At 43.1% G+C, this 16,775-nt stretch carries 12 protein-coding genes; 4 read left to right on the forward strand and 8 right to left on the reverse strand.

From position 1 onward, the window contains the following. Window positions 1–93 precede the first annotated feature (93 nt). Window positions 94–924 (reverse strand): lectin ESA-2, encoded by an 831-nt coding sequence (locus tag RMY16_RS07695; protein ID WP_322735880.1) that lies wholly within the window; start codon window positions 922–924, stop codon window positions 94–96. A gap of 694 nt (window positions 925–1,618) precedes the next feature. Between RMY16_RS07695 and RMY16_RS07700 the strand changes: the two genes are divergently transcribed. From RMY16_RS07700 to RMY16_RS07715, 4 genes are all read left to right on the forward strand, one after another. Continuing rightward, window positions 1,619–2,050, forward strand: a complete 432-nt coding sequence (locus tag RMY16_RS07700; protein ID WP_322735881.1) for a DoxX family protein — start codon at window positions 1,619–1,621, stop codon at window positions 2,048–2,050. A gap of 29 nt (window positions 2,051–2,079) precedes the next feature. After that, window positions 2,080–2,646: a DUF2808 domain-containing protein gene (locus tag RMY16_RS07705; protein ID WP_322735882.1), complete on the forward strand. Its 567-nt coding sequence runs from the start codon at window positions 2,080–2,082 to the stop codon at window positions 2,644–2,646. Between the two features lie 278 nt (window positions 2,647–2,924). Beyond that, window positions 2,925–4,244, forward strand: coding sequence for an acetyl ornithine aminotransferase family protein (locus tag RMY16_RS07710; protein ID WP_322735883.1), 1,320 nt, complete (start codon window positions 2,925–2,927; stop codon window positions 4,242–4,244). A gap of 59 nt (window positions 4,245–4,303) precedes the next feature. Beyond that, window positions 4,304–5,218, forward strand: coding sequence for a VOC family protein (locus RMY16_RS07715; RefSeq protein ID WP_322735884.1), 915 nt, complete (start codon window positions 4,304–4,306; stop codon window positions 5,216–5,218). Window positions 5,219–5,282: 64 nt separating this feature from the next. Here RMY16_RS07715 and RMY16_RS07720 read toward each other — a convergent pair whose 3' ends face one another. From RMY16_RS07720 to RMY16_RS07750, 7 genes are all read right to left on the reverse strand, one after another. Continuing rightward, the gene (locus tag RMY16_RS07720; RefSeq protein ID WP_322735885.1) at window positions 5,283–5,435 is read right to left on the reverse strand and encodes a hypothetical protein; all 153 of its coding nucleotides are present in this window, start codon (window positions 5,433–5,435) and stop codon (window positions 5,283–5,285) included. Window positions 5,436–5,505: 70 nt separating this feature from the next. Next, the gene (locus RMY16_RS07725; protein WP_322735886.1) at window positions 5,506–8,421 is read right to left on the reverse strand and encodes a hypothetical protein; all 2,916 of its coding nucleotides are present in this window, start codon (window positions 8,419–8,421) and stop codon (window positions 5,506–5,508) included. A gap of 1,121 nt (window positions 8,422–9,542) precedes the next feature. After that, window positions 9,543–13,181: a pyruvate:ferredoxin (flavodoxin) oxidoreductase gene (nifJ, locus tag RMY16_RS07730; RefSeq protein ID WP_322735887.1), complete on the reverse strand. Its 3,639-nt coding sequence runs from the start codon at window positions 13,179–13,181 to the stop codon at window positions 9,543–9,545. Window positions 13,182–13,497: 316 nt separating this feature from the next. Then, complete coding sequence (locus RMY16_RS07735; protein WP_322735888.1) at window positions 13,498–14,355, reverse strand: nucleotidyltransferase domain-containing protein; 858 nt, start codon at window positions 14,353–14,355, stop codon at window positions 13,498–13,500. A 26-nt stretch (window positions 14,356–14,381) separates the two neighbouring features. Continuing rightward, entirely contained in the window at window positions 14,382–15,134 is a 753-nt protein-coding gene (locus RMY16_RS07740) for a DevA family ABC transporter ATP-binding protein (protein WP_322735889.1), read from the reverse strand. An 89-nt stretch (window positions 15,135–15,223) separates the two neighbouring features. Then, window positions 15,224–16,390, reverse strand: a complete 1,167-nt coding sequence (gene devC, locus RMY16_RS07745) for an ABC transporter permease DevC (RefSeq protein WP_322735890.1) — start codon at window positions 16,388–16,390, stop codon at window positions 15,224–15,226. 13 nt (window positions 16,391–16,403) lie between these two features. Next, complete coding sequence (locus RMY16_RS07750) at window positions 16,404–16,739, reverse strand: DUF2834 domain-containing protein (protein WP_322735891.1); 336 nt, start codon at window positions 16,737–16,739, stop codon at window positions 16,404–16,406. Between the last annotated feature and the right edge of the window lie 36 nt (window positions 16,740–16,775).

Below are 16,775 nucleotides of genomic sequence, written 5' to 3' on the forward strand. Positions count from 1 at the left end.
TTACATCATAGCCCCCTGCCACGAGACAGCGGCGAGGGGGTTGGGAGTTGCGTTCAGTACCGACTTAACCGAGAATCGGTCGCCATCGCCTTTTTAGATTTGATGCGATCGGAAGCCGATAGGGCCTTCACCAGAATATGTCGTGGTTCCAGTTAGGGTCTTCCCACCATCATTAGATGTGACATTGAGCGCTACTACATTCTGTCCCACACGACTACCGATTATCCAAGTCCCACCAGGATTCCAGGGTGCTGTATTACCACCCCACTGGTTTTCTACTGTGTAGTTGTTGCCGGCGACAATGTTACCTTTAAAGCCGATGGGGCCTTCACCAGAATATGTGATAGTTCCAGTCAGGGTTTTACCGCCATCGTTCGATGTAATATCGATCGCAACAACATTTTGATTCGATCGAGAGCCAAGTACCCAAGCTCCGCCGGGATTCCACGGAGCAGATGAGCCTCCCCACTGGTTTTCCACATTATAGACACGGCCATCAACAGCAGCACTCTTAAAACCGATGGGGCCTTCACCAGCATAAGTGATAGTTCCAGTCAGGGTTTTACCGCCGTCGCTCGATGTAATATCGATCGCAACAACATTTTGATTTGATCGAGCGCCAAGTACCCAAGTCCCGCCAGGATTCCACGGAGCAGATGAGCCTCCCCACTGGTTTTCTACGTTGTAATTGTCGCTTCCAGTTAAGGTAGCCTTAAAACCGATGGGGCCTTCACCAGCATAGGTCGTAGTTCCATTAAGTGTTTTGCCGTTGTCACTTGATGAAACTTTGAGTTCGACAATGCGCTGATCTGCTCTAGCTCCAATTACCCATACTCCACCAGGATTCCACGGAGCAGATGCACCACCCCACTGATTTTGTACATTGTATAGATTATTAGCATTAGTGGTTGTTGTAGCTGTCATTGTTTTCCTCCAAAGTTTTGATTGTTTAGTCAAAGTGAATCTATAGCAATCCAATTTGATTTGGAAAAAATTACGCACAATTAACAATACCTTCGCCAAATTACGAGGCTTGACATCGAACAAACCTAAGATTTTAAATACTTCTTTTTGCCATGTAACAAAAAATTCCGTCAAGAAAATTCTGTTCTGTATGGTTTTACAGAAGTATTTTTAACTGTCGTGTACATCTTAGTGCAGATTCTAGTTTCTGCCTCATATTCAAGCAAGCGCTTGTCTTAGGCTATTTTGGCAAAAGTATTGTTAAGCAGCAAATATTACTGTTTTGCGCTGTCGTAGTTATACTAATACAAGAGTAGTTAAAATTGCAAGCGTAGTTAAGAAAATTTTTGATAAAAATGTGGTTTTGCTTTACTAACCGAGCCGTGGCATAGTTAATAAATCCTTTAGTACAGTCCGGTGCATCAGTTTTATTTATTGTTGCAATCACTTTTTTCAGGAGTGCCCAGTTGTGAGTTCCGTTAGCGGATAGCTAGGTTTAGCCCGTGCTGAGTGCAATTATTGCTTTTTTACTCAGCATTGTTTTGGTAAGTACTTGGGAAAATTTTGTCGATTTTTACTCCTATTGACTCAATGCAGATTAACATCCATCAGTCAAACTGAAGTAATAGGGCAAGTATATAAAGAGGCAAAAACCATGAATAAGCATAAGGAAACATTACGTGTCATCCTTGCTATATCCATCATTGTGGTTGGAGTAACACACTTTCTTGTTCCACAAGAATATGTCAAAATTGTGCCGCCGCAACTACCTTACCCTTTAGGATTAGTTTATCTCAGTGGCTTTTATGAAATTTTGGGTGGTATCGGGTTATTAGTTCCGCCTGTAAGTCAAGCTGCTGCTTGGGGACTTCTTGCACTTTTTATTGCTGTTTACCCAGCCAATATTTACATGGCGGCTAATCTGATTAAGATTGAACATATACCAAACTCACCTTGGGTACACGTAGTTAGACTTCCGTTGCAAGCTGTTTTAATTGCTTGGGCTTGGTGGTATACAAAATCTTCTATTGGGGAAAAACAAGCTTCGATCGTTCCTAAGTCATTGATTCCCAAGGAACTAGAATGAGAATAAGTGCGTTTTTTTATATTTGAATTATGCGCCTTGCAACTTTGTTTGGAATAACACTCTCGTTAGCAATTGGCATTGGAGAAGTTACGCTTCCGGTGACTCAAGCTGTGCAGCTTAGAGATGGCTTAGTCTATTTCGTCCAACCGCCAAAACTTGTTGAAGCGATAACTACTTACAAAGATGTTAATGTTTTAAGCGCAACTTACTATTTCACTATCAATGTGCCGGAAAATGCTGGAGAATCCCTCCAAAAGGTAACGATCGCACAGAAAGAGGGAGCAGAAAACATCCACTACAATCTTGATGATACCCGTGCATTTGTCGGAACACGCGATCGCAAAGAAACGCAACTGAAACTAGGCTCAGTCACAAACGACCGCGACACACGCACGGTTTCTGTAAACTTTGACCCACCTGTAACTCCAGGACAGACAATTACCATCGCCCTCCGTCCTGTAAGTAATCCAAGCTTTTCTGGTGTTTACTTATTGGGTGTTACAGCATTCCCTGTGGGTGAGAAATCTCACGGTCAATTTCTTGGCTTTGGACGGTTTCAGTTTTACAGCAATAGAGGAAGTTGGTGGTTTCCATAGAGAGAATAGGGAATAGAAAATAGGGAACATTTTCTAAAAGTTGTGTTATAAAAACGGGCAAGAGTCTTAAACAATACGAAAGGGCTTAACATCAAGCTTTTTCGTTAAATACTTCTGAGGATTCAGGAAAAATACAGCTAATTTTTCCTGAGTCGCTGACGTATACTCTGATTTTTCGGTAAATGCGTAATTGTTACAGCAATGGAATCAAATGCTACTGTCAGCAATCAAGCTTTAGCGTTTAATCATCAGTAATCTTTAAAAAATAGAAAACAATTATGTTAAGTATTCCTATTAACTTAAATTTACCTCGTACACCCCATTTAGTAACTTCCTTACCTGGGCCTCGCGCTCAAGCAATTGTACAACGCGATCGCGCCGTAACTTCTCCTTCTTACACCCGCGATTACCCGTTAGTTGTATCTCGCGGTCAGGGCTGTATGGTAGAAGATGTGGATGGCAATGTATTTCTGGATATGACCGCAGGTATTGCTGTCACCGCCACCGGACACGCCCACCCGGAAGTTGTCAAGGCAATTCAAGAACAGTCGGCGCGTCTGTTGCACATGTCAGGGACAGATTTTTATTATGAGCCGATGGTGGAACTAGCGGAACAATTAGCAATTCGCGCTCCCTTTCCCCACCCACATAATCATAGTGGGTTTCCCGCAAAAATATTTTTCACCAATTCCGGGGCAGAATCCAACGAAGGAGCAATCAAACTAGCTCGATATTACACCAAGCGATCGCTAATCGTAGCATTCTTAGGGGCATTTCACGGACGCACTTATGGGGCAATGTCTCTCACTGGTTCCAAAGCAGTGCAACGAGCTAATTTTGGGCCTTTAGTTCCTGGGGTAACTCATATCCCTTATGGCACTCACGCTAGCTTAGATTACTTGGAAAAACAGCTATTTACGACGATTTTACCACCGCAAGAAGTAGCGGCGATCGTCGTCGAAGCGATTCAAGGAGAAGGTGGATATATCGTACCCGAAGATGGTTTTTTGCAGCGGATTCGGGAGATATGCGATCGCCACGGTATTCTGATGGTAGTGGATGAAGTGCAAGCGGGGATGGGGCGGACTGGTCGCTTATTTGCGATCGAGCATTGGGGTGTGATGCCTGATATTATTACCACTGCTAAAGGTATCGCCAGTGGTATGCCATTAGGAGCGATACTTGCTAGACCAGAGTTAATGACTTGGCCTCCCGGTTCTCACGCTACTACATTTGGTGGTAATCCCGTAGCTTGTGCTGCTGGTATTGCCACACTACGACTGCTAGAAAGTGGTTTGATGACTAACGCTACCCAGATGGGAGAATTATTACAAGCTAGTCTTACCCAGTTGCATCAAAGATTTCCGAGAGTATCATCGCCACGAGGTAAAGGTTTGATGGTAGCGGTAGATTTATTAGATGAACAGGGTAATCTTGATTATAAATTGCGCGATCGCATTATTCAAGAAGCTTTTTTACGCGGTTTATTATTGCTAGGTTGCGGTAAAGCAGCAATTCGTCTCTGTCCACCTTTAGTTATCGACAGCAACCAAATTCAAACTGCCCTTCAGATTATCAGCGAGATTTTAAGTTCTTAAAATATTAGGGGGAACAAAAAAGAAATAACCAGTGCTTAATGTCCAATGACAAATGACAAATGACAAATAAAATAGCTCTTAATTTATGGAAATTACTTTGGCAAGAATACAGCGCCAGGGTAAATTATGCTCGTACCTACCAGCAAATGATTACTGCTGCGGGTGGAACTGTCGCCAACGACCACATTGCCTTTCGGTCATTGCGTTTATTAGTAGATACTCCACAAGGTCAAGTTAACTTGGGAATTGACTACCTGGGGCAACTTGCAGAAGCTTTGGGTTATGTGGTAGCTGGAGAGTATACTTTTGCTCAAACTTATTTGTACGCCCGTCATTATCGTCATCCGCAGCAAGAGGAATTTAATTTACCCAAGCTGTTTATCAGCGAGTTGATTGTCGATGAATTGCCTAGCAATATCGCTCAACTCATCTCTACAACAGTATCTTCAATCCCAAAGGAACTGACCTCACCCCTTACTCTTCTACAAAAAGACGGGAATATTGAAACCATCGCCAAACAACTCCAGCAAGTCTTCACCCGCCCTTGGCTACCTCCCCAGCGTTCTGTTGTCGAAGAGGTGAATCAGGTTACTCAGTATGGGGCTTGGGTGTTACTGCACGGATATGCTGTCAACCACTTTACAGGCTACGTCAACGGACAAAATACTCCAAAATATCCAGATATTGATACCACCGCCAGTGCTTTAGCTAACCTGGGTGTACCAATGAAAGCAGAGATAGAGGGAAATATTGCTTGTGGTTTGCGGCAAACTGCAACTCAAGCAGTAACCGAAATGGTGACAGTATTAGATGATAACAGTGGTGCAGAAATTCAGATTCCTTGGACTTACGCCTATTATGAAATTGCCCAGCGCTATCTAGTAGAAGTGGAATCTGGAAAGCAGGTACTTTTCGATGCTTTTCTAGGAAGTAATGCCCAACAATTGTTTGAAATGACTCGTCTATCTAAATAGCCAAGAGTTGTTATACCAATTAAAAAAAAGAATGCAACAAATAGACCATTTGTAGAGACGCGATTCATGAGCCAGCGCGTTGCGGGGGTTCCCACGCCACTTGCTCCACTTGGGGAAACCCCATCGCCCTTGGCGTCTCCCCTTGGGAGAAGACCGCAGTGGCTCCCCGTTGTAGCGACTGGCGTCGCGTCTTTACCCAAAAATGTGTTGCAATCATTAATTGAATTGGTATTAGTAAAGGATTCAATTTCAAAATTCCGAGCTAGTAGTTTCGTGTTTTGGACAAACTACACTTGCAAGACAAAATCTGATGCAGTGAGAGTTGGCGCACCAGTTAGAGTTGCAAATAGACCACCACTGCCAAAACCAGCCGCACTGCCATTTTGGTTGTAAAACAACTGCCCACTCACAGCGTCATAGACAATTTTCGCCGTGCTAGTGCCTGCTAAATTAGTGACTTGAAAATCACTGGTATTACTAAAACCATTTCCCGCAACAGAGGTAATGGCATTAAAGAAAGTTATATCCAGTACAATCTTGTCACCTTCAGAACTATTAAAGTCACTAATGGTATTTACTACAAGAGTAGAAGGAGAAAGTTTGGAAAAATCCTTTTTGTACACAAATCTATCAGCACCTGCACCGCCAACGAGAGTATCATAGTCTTCACTACTAATGAGGGTATCATCATTACCAATGAGGGTATCATTACCAGCGCCGCCTCGTAGCAAATCGTTGCCACTCTTGCCGTTGATGATATCATCACCTCCCTGACCATTAATCACATCATTGGAATCGTAAAAACCTGTGATGTTATTGTTAAGGTCATTGAGGAATGTCACCGTGTTCTTATTAAACAAGTTCGTTTGAGTGGAGTTGGCATCGAAGACATCAAAACTGTCAGCGATGCTGGTCTGGTTATCAAACAGGATATTGCCGATCGCAGCTCTGCTACCTAATACTGGTAAATTATCCAAGTATTCTAGTTGAAAGTCTTGCAGGATGACTTTGGTGTTGGCAATATCTTCAAAAGTGACTTCTAGATTATTACCATTTTGAGTTAATTGCAGATTTTTAGCAGTTAATCCCAATCCTGTAAAGTTCAGCGTGTCAACTTGAGAAATCACCCCTGATGAAGGATTTGTGCCTTTGCCAATGCCGCCAAAGTCCGTGATGGTGTCGATACCATCGCCAGGGAGAAAGATAAATTTATCTTGACCACCGTTACCTGTGAGGATATCGTTACTAGCTTTTCCATCGATAATATTGTTGTTGAGTGTGCCGATGAGGATATCTGCACTCTTAGTTCCCGTGATGAATTTCTGGACAATACCCAAGGTGGTAGTTGCTACTGCACTGGTATTACTAAAACCTTGCCCGTCATTAACGACAAACTCAATTGTAGTGTTAGCAGTAGCGGCAGCAGTATTATTGTAGGTAAGGCTGTTAAGAACTTGTCGGTAATTGGCAATGGTATCTGTGCCGCTCAAGGTGAGAGTGCCCGTGGTGGGGTTGTAGGTAGAAGTGATGTTACCAATAGCAGTGGCATTAAGACTTTCGGCTGCGCCATTAAAAAGATTAGTAATGGTAATGGTGACACCAGCTAAGGTAGTAGTATTATTGTCACTTAGGGTGAAATTGCGATCGAGGATGGAGACGGGAGTACCGCTAAAGGTAGTGCTAAAATCAATTCCCTCTGAATTGCCGTTGAGGTCAAGAACGGGAGCGCGGTTGCCAAACGCCACGAAGGTGTTCTGCAATGAGTTATAAAAAGGGTCGCTGAAGTCGCCATATAGTGTGCTGACAATCAGGTCGTCGATGCCGTCACTGTTGATATCTCCCGCACTGCTGCTGACAGCGGAGCTAAAGAAGCTACCTGTGGCGCTTTTGATGGTAAAGCCATTAGTGCCGTTGAGGGTGGAGAGGTCGAGTTGGGGACGAAAACCGTCCTTGCTACCAAACACTACGTAGCTCTCCCCTAAACCCAATCCTCCCCCGATAATCAGGTCGTCGATGCCGTCGCCGTTGATGTCTCCCGCGCTGCTGACAGACGAGCCTGAGTAGTAAGTTATATTAGTGCCGTTGATAGTAAAGCCATTAATGCCGTTGAGGGTAGAGAGGTTGAATTGAGCATCAAAACCGCCCTTGCTACCAAACACCACGTAGCTTTGCCCTGAGTAATTGCCGTTGGGCCTGGCATCTGGTGCTCCGATAATCAAGTCGTCGATGCCGTCGCCGTTGATATCTCCCGCACTACTGACAGACGAGCCTAAGAAGTCACCTTCATTGATGCCGTTGATAATAAAGCCATTAGTGCCGTTGAGCGTGGAGAGGTTAAATTGGGCATCAAAACCGTTCTTGCTGCCAAACACCACGTAGCTCTGCCCTGAACCGTCGCCGTTGGGGTCAGCAAGGTATGCCCCGATAATCAGGTCGTCGATGCCGTCACCGTTGATGTCTCCTGCATTGCTGACAGAGCCTAAACCGTCACCTTCATTGATGCCGTTGATAGTAAAGCCATTAGTGCCGTTGAGGGTGGAAAGATTAAATTGGGTATCAAAATCGTTCTTGCTGCCAAACACCACGTAGCTCTGCCCTGAATTAGAGCCGTTAGGGTCAGCAAAGCGTGCCCCGATAATTAGGTCGTCGATGCCGTCGCCGTTGATGTCTCCCGCACTGCTGACTGAGAAGCCTGAGTTGTCACCTTCATTGATGCCGTTGATAGTAATGCCATTAGTGCCGTTGAGGGTGGAGAGGTTAAATTGGGCATCAAAATCGTTCTTGCTGCCAAACACCACGTAGCTCTGCCCTGACTTGAAGCCGTTCGGGTCAGCAGAGCGTGCACCAATAATCACATCGTCGATGCCGTCGCCGTTTATATCTCCTGCATTGCTGACAGAGCCTAAGAAGTCACCTTCATTGATGCCGTTGATAGTAAAGCCATTAGTGCCATTGAGGGAGGAGAGGTTAAATTGGGCACCAAAACTGCCTTTGCTGCCAAACAGCACGTAGCTCTGCCCTGAACCGAAGCCGTTGGGGTCAGCAAGGAATACCCCGATAATCACATCGTCGATGCCGTCGCCATTTATGTCTCCCGCATTGCTGACAGAACTTCGTGCACTGTCACCTTTATTGATGTCGTTAATAGCAAAGCCCTGAGTGGCGTTGAGATTTAAAAGGTTAAAAGTTGAATTTGCCATCATGTCTCCAGTTTAGTTTTTATAAGTTATTTGTCCTTGGTCATTAGCAAAGACATTTGTACCGCTTCTCTACAAGACGCTGCATGAACGGGTAATTCGTAATTCCCATTGCATAAGGATTTTAGACATTTTATAAGGGTGGCTCATTTACACCAATCTGTACTATGAGGCTGAGTACCAAGCTGCTTGGTCAGAATTTTTTACGAAAATCCTAATCTAATTTGCTCTTCCAGCCTTTACCGCACTGCCATTAAATTGTCAATTTGTTACTGCGTTGTAGATTGGGCGATCGCTTTTGCTCTCTTCTAAAATTGAGCTATCTATTAATATTTCCCCGCTTACCCTCTTTGATGCCACATCCGACCGATCGCAGTAATTGAATAATTTGTAATTCGTAATTCTAATTCGTAATTATAAAATTTAATCACGAATTACAAGATTACAATTACGAATTGTATTGATAGTGCTCTTTTGGTGTCAGCTAGTTAACCGATCTGACTTTGCAAGCAAAAATTACTTTGATAACCGTTAAATCACTTAAATACTCTTATAAATATCTAAGCATTGTCAAGAAGCTGGGTATGATTTTGATAAAGTTATAGTGAATTTTAGGAAGTGCTATATAAAGTTTTTGCGTCACCGATAGCGTATCCCTACGGGGAAACAAGCTACACGCAGCGTCTCCAAGAGTTGCGTTAGTGAGTCTGGTCTGCAACAGGCTCTTGCATTTGAGCGTCACAGTCCATCGTAGACATTGCACTCTTTTTACAGATTGTGTTGAGGAATGAAACCCAACATTTGCGCGTTTGTTGACTAAAGTTTGGGTTCAACACACCTTAAACCATAGCGTTAGTAACGAAAATAACGATTTGAGTAGCTAAAATGGTGCTTTTGTAACGAAAACTCTGATGTTTGTCACGAAAATAATGAATTTAGTAACCAAAATGGTTTTTTTATAACGAAAATTCTAATGTTTGTAACAAAAATAATGAATTTAGTAACCAAAATGGTTTTTTGTAACGAAAATTCTGATGTTTGTAACAAAAATAATGGGTTTTTATAACGAAAATTGCGACTTGAGTTAGTTAAGTCGCAATTTTTATAACTAAAGTTAGGGTTAATGTTCAGAGAATATCGCGTTTTGCCAAATATTGGTACATCTGCCAACGGGCATCTACTTCAGCTTGAGCTTGTTCTAACAATTGCTTGGCAACGTCGGGTTTGCTCTTGGTGAGCATCTTGAAGCGATTTTCTTGATACATCGAATGTTCTACAGATTGTGTAGGCGATCGCATATCCAATTGCAATGGATTTTTACCCTGGTTAAGCAACTCTGGATTATGCCGATACAGCAACCAACGACCTGATTCTACCAAAGTTTTCTGATGATTCATCCCTGTGGTCATATTTATGCCGTGGGCTATGCAATGGCTGTAAGCAATAATTATTGATGGCCCATCATAAGCTTCTGCCTCCAGAAATGCTTTCAGGGTATGTTCATCTCTAGCGCCAAGGGCTACACTCGCTACGTAGACATTTCCGTAGGTCATGGCAATCATCCCTAAGTCTTTCTTTGGTGCTGGCTTACCACTGGCGGCATATTTAGCAACTGCGGCTCGTGGCGTAGCTTTAGAAGATTGACCGCCTGTATTAGAATACACTTCTGTATCCATTATTAAGATATTCACATTTCGACCACTAGCAATCACATGATCGATGCCGCCAAAGTCAATATCATAAGCCCAACCGTCACCGCCAACAATCCAGACGCTTTTTCTCACCAAGTAATCTGCAACGGATTTTAGATTTTGGATTTTGGATTTTAGACTTCGGCTTACCTCGGCTCCGCTCGGCACAAGCCGCTCAGTCGAACGATTATGATCGAAAGTTACGATTTCATCTAACTTCTGCTGCAACAGTTCTATTCTTTCGCGCTGTTCCCAAATGTCAGCCTCAGATTTTTGTTCAGCTTTCAGGATTGAATAAACAAGGTTTTCATCGATTTCACTCCCCAACTGCTGCAACAATTCCGCCGCAAACTCAGCTTGTTTGTCGAGAGAGAGACGGAAGCCAAAACCAAATTCGGCGTTATCTTCAAATAGATTATTTGACCACGCCGGGCCTCGTCCTTCGGCGTTAGTTGTCCAAGGTGTTGTGGGGAGATTACCACCATAAATTGATGAACAACCTGTAGCATTGGCGATGACGGCGCGATCGCCAAACAGTTGTGTTAATAGTTTTAAATAAGGTGTTTCACCACAACCTGCACAAGCACCAGAGAATTCAAATAAAGGTTCTTGCAGTTGTTGTTGGCGAATCTGGTTTAATTTTAGCGATCGCCTGTCAGGATTAGGTAAACTCAAAAAGAAATCCCAGTTTTTTCGCTCTTGTTCCCGCAATGGCAACTGCTGTGCCATGTTAATCGCTTTCCGCAATGGCTCAGATTTATCTTTAGCAGGGCAAATATTTACACAAATAGTGCATCCTGTGCAATCTTCTGGGGCAACTTGAATGGTAAATTTTTGATTGGCAAAGTCTTTATCTTTTGCACCAGTTGACTTGAAAGTTTCTGGTGCATTAACTAACTCATCCGCTTGATAAGCTTTTGCCCGGATGGCGCTGTGGGGACAAACCATTACGCACTTACCACATTGAACGCAGACATCCGGCTCCCACACAGGTATCTCTTCGGCAACGTTACGTTTTTCCCACTTGGCAGTACCTACGGGAAAAATGCCATCAACTGGTAGTGTGCTAACAGGTAAATCATCACCTTCCCACACGATGATTTTGCCCAGAACTTCTTGTACAAATTTGGGAGCGGGGTTAAGTGAGGAGTGAGGAGTTAGGAGTGAGGAGTTAGGAGTTAGGATTGTTTGGGGGACATCTACTTTATGCAAGTTGTCTAAGGTGTTGTCTACAGCTTGCAGGTTCATGCGGACAACTTCTACGCCTTTTTTACCATAGGTTTTTTCAATTGCTTGTTTGATTTTAGCGATCGCTTCTTCTTGCGGCAAGACACCCGCTAATGCAAAGAAGCATACTTGCATAATGGTGTTAATTCTGCCACCCATGCCATTTTCACGGGCAACCTGGCTGGCATTTATCACATATAACTTCAAATGCTTGTCGATAATTTGCTGCTGTACCTTTAGCGGCAGATATTCCCAAACGGTATCTGCATTGTATGGACTGTTCAGCAGCAAAGTCGCCCCAGGAATAGCAGCCTTCAAAATATCTATGCGTTCCAGAAATCCCCAGTGATGACAACCAATAAAGTTGGCTTGGCCAATTAAGTAGGTGGAACGAATTGGCTCTTTGCCGAAGCGTAGGTGAGAAACGGTCATCGAGCCAGATTTCTTGGAATCGTAGACAAAGTAGCCTTGGGCGTAATTGTCGGTTTCTTCACCAATAATCTTGATGGAATTTTTGTTAGCCCCAACTGTACCATCCGCGCCCAGCCCATAGAACATTGCCCGAACAACGTTATCCGATTCTGTAGAGAAATTAGGGTCAAAGCTCAAGGAAGTATGACTAACATCGTCATTAATCCCAATAGTAAAGTGATTTTTCGATTTAGCTTGAGCAAGGTTATCAAAAATGCCCTTCACCATCGCCGGAGTAAATTCCTTAGAAGAAAGACCATAACGACCACCAATAATTTTAGGAGATGAGGAAGTATTTTCTCCCCCTGCTCTCTTATCTCCCCACGTTTCATGAATAGCAGCTACGACATCCAAATACAAAGGCTCACCGGCGCTACCTGCTTCTTTGGTACGGTCGAGAACTGCGATCGCTTGTACACTAGTTGGTAATACTGCAACAAACCTTTGGACATCAAAGGGGCGGTAAAGCCGTACTTTCACTACACCAAGTTTTTCACCACGGGCGTTAAGGTAATCTACTGTTTCATGGACAGTTTCACAACCTGAACCCATAAGAACGATAACGCGATCAGCATCGTTAGCGCCGTAATATTCATAGATTTTATAATGCCTTCCCGTGCGTTCTCCAAATTCATCCATGATGCGCTGGACAATATCTGGACAAGTTTTGTAGTAAGGGTTAGCACCTTCACGCCCTTGAAAGTAGACATCGGGGTTTTGGGCAGTACCGCGCAAGACTGGACGATCTGGAGTGAGGGCACGGCTGCGGTGGGCAAGTATGAGATGATCGGGGATGAGCGATCGCAAATCATCATCTGACAGCAATTTGACTTTCTGCACTTCATGGGAAGTACGGAAGCCATCAAAGAAATGCATAAACGAGACTCGCGTCTCTAGGGTAGCAGCATGGGCGATGAGAGCAAAATCTTGGCTTTCCTGCACGGAAGCGGAACACAGCAGGGCAAAGCCAGTAGCACGGGCTGCCATCACATCGCTATGATCACCAAAAATTGATAACGCATGGGTAGCCAAAGAACGGGCAGCAACGTGAACCACGGCGCTAGTCAGTTCACCAGCAATTTTATAAAAGTTGGGTATCATCAACAATAATCCCTGAGATGCCGTGAAAGTGGTACTCAGGGAGCCTGTTTGCAATGCTCCATGTACAGCACCAGCCGCTCCCCCTTCGCTCTGCATCTGCACGACGCTGGGAATAGTACCCCAGAGGTTGGGACGACTTTCTGCTGACCAAGCATCTGCCCATTCACCCATTGCTGAAGAGGGGGTGATGGGATAAATAACAATCACTTCATTTAATTTGTAAGCAACACGGGCAACAGCCTCATTCCCGTCGATGGTTGCAAAGGTTTTGTTCATAATATGATTTTTGTCCCCGCCTCTAAGCTGCATTATCAGAACGTATGAATATAAGAATCAGAAATAGCCAGTACTAGAAAGTAAACGTATTATCTGCATTAAAAATTTCACGGTAGGATTTACTCCGTGTTTAAAGGATATGTTGATACCTTTAGGGTCTTAAATTAACTTTCAATCAATACTGCATCTATTAATATCTCATCCGCAATACTGCATCTATTAATATGTATTAATAATGTACTCAATGACCAAAGTCCTTGTTTTAAAGGAGTTTTAGATAATTTATTCTTTTTTGTGGGGTACAGGGACGGGAATATTACATTGTTAATCGCCGGTTTCCATACCATTGACTCAAATCATCCTCAATCGCATCAATAATCGCGATCGCCTCAGTTATTGATTTTGCATCGGCAGCTAAAAGTGTAAATGCTCGCTCAACCTTTTGTTGATAGTCCTGCGGGCAAATAGCAAACTTATTAGCAACTGCGATCGCCCCTTTTTCATTCAACAGGTAATCTTCATTGAGCGCAAATAAAACTTGATTCATACACGCCACACTGCGGAAACAACAACCTGCTGCGTAAACAACATCATTGCGGGCGATCGCCTTTTTTGCGACCAACAGCGAGAAACTTATTTCCCAGGCGAAAGTATCAATAGTTGCCTGTTTCAGCCCAACTGGATAAGGCTTTGTTTTGAGCTTCAAAGCTTCTAAAACACTATTAGGGTCATAAAGTACCTGACAAAGAGCAATTTCTCCCATATAAATCGAAGATACAAAACCATGAGGATGTCCTGGTTGATAATCAATAGTAATTTGTCCAGCATGGCAATCATCAATGACACGATTTACCTTCACCAAATCGCGATAGAGAAAATCTACACCTACACCTTGAACCTTTAGCCAACCACCACCATTAATCCACTTTCCCCATTCCCCGATCGCAGTAATCAAATTTACGCGATGGTTATCATCAAGCTCACAAGCGAGGCGATTTAAAGCAATTAAATCGGGCGGGTTTTCTGGATTGTAATAAATTCCCAAATCCACATCTGACTTTAGGGTATGGTTGCCTCGTGCCCGTGAACCACCTAATGAGACAGCTGTAATTCCCTCAATTGACTGCAAACTTGAAACAATATGGTTGATGAATTGAGGTGATTCTTTATTCATAGATTTTTGCAAATTACGAATTAGTATTACTTGCTTGTTGTGATAGAATCTACACCATCGGTCTTCAACTGACCATCTTCCATATAAATGATGCGATCGGCAATATCGAGGATGCGGTTATCGTGGGTAACTAGCAAAATCGTACATCCTTGTTCTTTAGCTAGCTTCTGCATTATTTCTACGACATCACGCCCAGATTTTTTGTCGAGTGCAGCAGTGGGTTCATCTGCTAAGACAATCTTAGGATGGCTAACTAAAGCACGAGCGATCGCAACCCGTTGTTTTTGCCCTCCAGACAGTTTCTCTGGGTAGTAATTTACACGATCGCCTAAACCGACAGTTTCCAAAATAGCGATCGCTTTGGCATTGATATCCTGATTCAGAAAATCCTCATGCAACTCTAAGGACATCCGCACATTTTCTCTCGCTGTCAAAAAAGTCATCAGGTTATGAGCCTGGAAAATATAGCCAATCTGGCGGCGAAGTTTAGTTAATTGCAGCTTTTTAGCGCCACGAATTTCCTCTCCTAAAATTTTGAGACTACCTTCTTGAGCAGAACGCAATCCACCCATTAAGGTTAACAAGGTGGTTTTCCCCGATCCAGAGGGACCAGTCATAATAACGATTTCTCCAGCAGTAATCTCCAAATTAATATCGAATAATACTTGTTTGCGAAGCGCACCTTCACCAAAATAGTGGTTAAGGTTACTAACAGAAATTACAGATTCTAAAGTAGAAAGTGTTGAATCGGGATTTACTGGTAGAGATTTTTGCAACATAAGATTTTATAGGGCATTGGGGAGATAACTACTAATTTTTGTACAGACGCAATTAATCGCGTCTCTTGTACAGGCACAATTCATCGCGTCTAAAAAACATCAGCAGGGTCAGCAGATCGTAACTTCCGCATTGCGATCGCTCCAGAAACACTACACATTATCACAGTCAAAATCCAAACTTGTATTGCCCGTTCCATTTTCATAAAAATAGGAAGCATCGTTGCAGCGTAAGTGACTTGATACAACCCAAAAGAAAGGATGAATCCAGGCAGAAAACCTAAGATAGCCAATAACAACGCTTCTTGAATTAGAACTCCTAAGAGATAGTTATCGGTGTATCCCATTGCTTTGAGGGTGGCGTATTCTGGCAAGTGATCAGAAACATCGGAGTAAAGGATTTGGTAGACAATCACGATGCCAACAATAAACCCAACTGCTGTACCTAAACCGAAAATAAAACCAATGCCAGTACCTTCTTCCCAGTAAGTTCTCTCCACTTTGGCAAACTCTTCTGGAGTCAAGACTCTGACATCTTTAGGCAGTCCATCGACAAGTTGCGATCGCACTTTTTCTACATCGGCATCTGTTTTAAGTGTGATTAACCCAACTTCGATGCGATCAGGTTTACGTTCTGGAAATAGCTGGAGAAAAGTAGAGTCACTGGTGATCACATTACCGTCGGCTGCAAAGGAAGCACCATCAGTAAACAAGCCCTTTACAAAGACGGCTTTACTATTTAGTTCCGTGTTAAATTTGCCTGTATTCTTAAAGATATCGGCAACTGTTCCGTATTCTGGACGACCTGCCTGGTCAAACAGAACTTGATACAACTGTTTAAGATGCTCTTGATTTTGCTTAATTTCGGACGATTTAAATGCGGGTTGTGCCGGATCTACACCCCAAACCAAAATGGCACGCTCAAGACGTGTTTCCGGATTTCGCCACTGTCCGGTGCTGATGTAGACAGAATTAACTGACTGAACACCTTCATAACCTAATGTTTGATATAGCCGTTCTCTAGAAAAGTTTTTTACAGAAAATAAAGTTTGAAATTGGGGACTAATTAAAACCAAGTCTGCCTGTAAATTGCGATGAGGTTTGACAGCAGCATCAAAAAGCGCACTTTCAAACCCTAGCTGGATAAACATCAGCATATCGGCAAAGGTAATACCTGCGACTGCAACAGCCAGACGGGTTTTTTCTTTCATTAACTGCCGCCATGCTAGCGGTGTTTTGCGAAATAGTTTAGAAAACATATAAAAAAACCCTTTAATAACTCAGTGTTTCAGCTTGCTGTTCAAGCTGGCGTTCTCGCATGAAAAGAAATAAGGGAAGACCTAAAGAAACACCAACTAAAAGATTACAGACAACGTAAACCCAGAGATTTTGCATTTTCAGACGTGTTCCTTCCCAAAATATGAATGTCCAGAGAACTAGGGATGAAACAATAACATCCATGCCAAAAAAACCAGAAATTTTGTTAGCAAAGAGTTGTTCAAAAAACAGCTTTATATCAAGACCATGCTCTAAGATAAATGGAACAAACTGGGAGTAAGGTAGAACAAAGCCAAGTACACAAAGCAAAAGGTATATGACTTTAATCATGATTGAATTCACCTGATAAAAATGCCGGAATACACC

The organism is Nostoc sp. DedQUE12b (genome assembly GCF_034530835.1).
Classification (GTDB): domain Bacteria; phylum Cyanobacteriota; class Cyanobacteriia; order Cyanobacteriales; family Nostocaceae; genus Nostoc.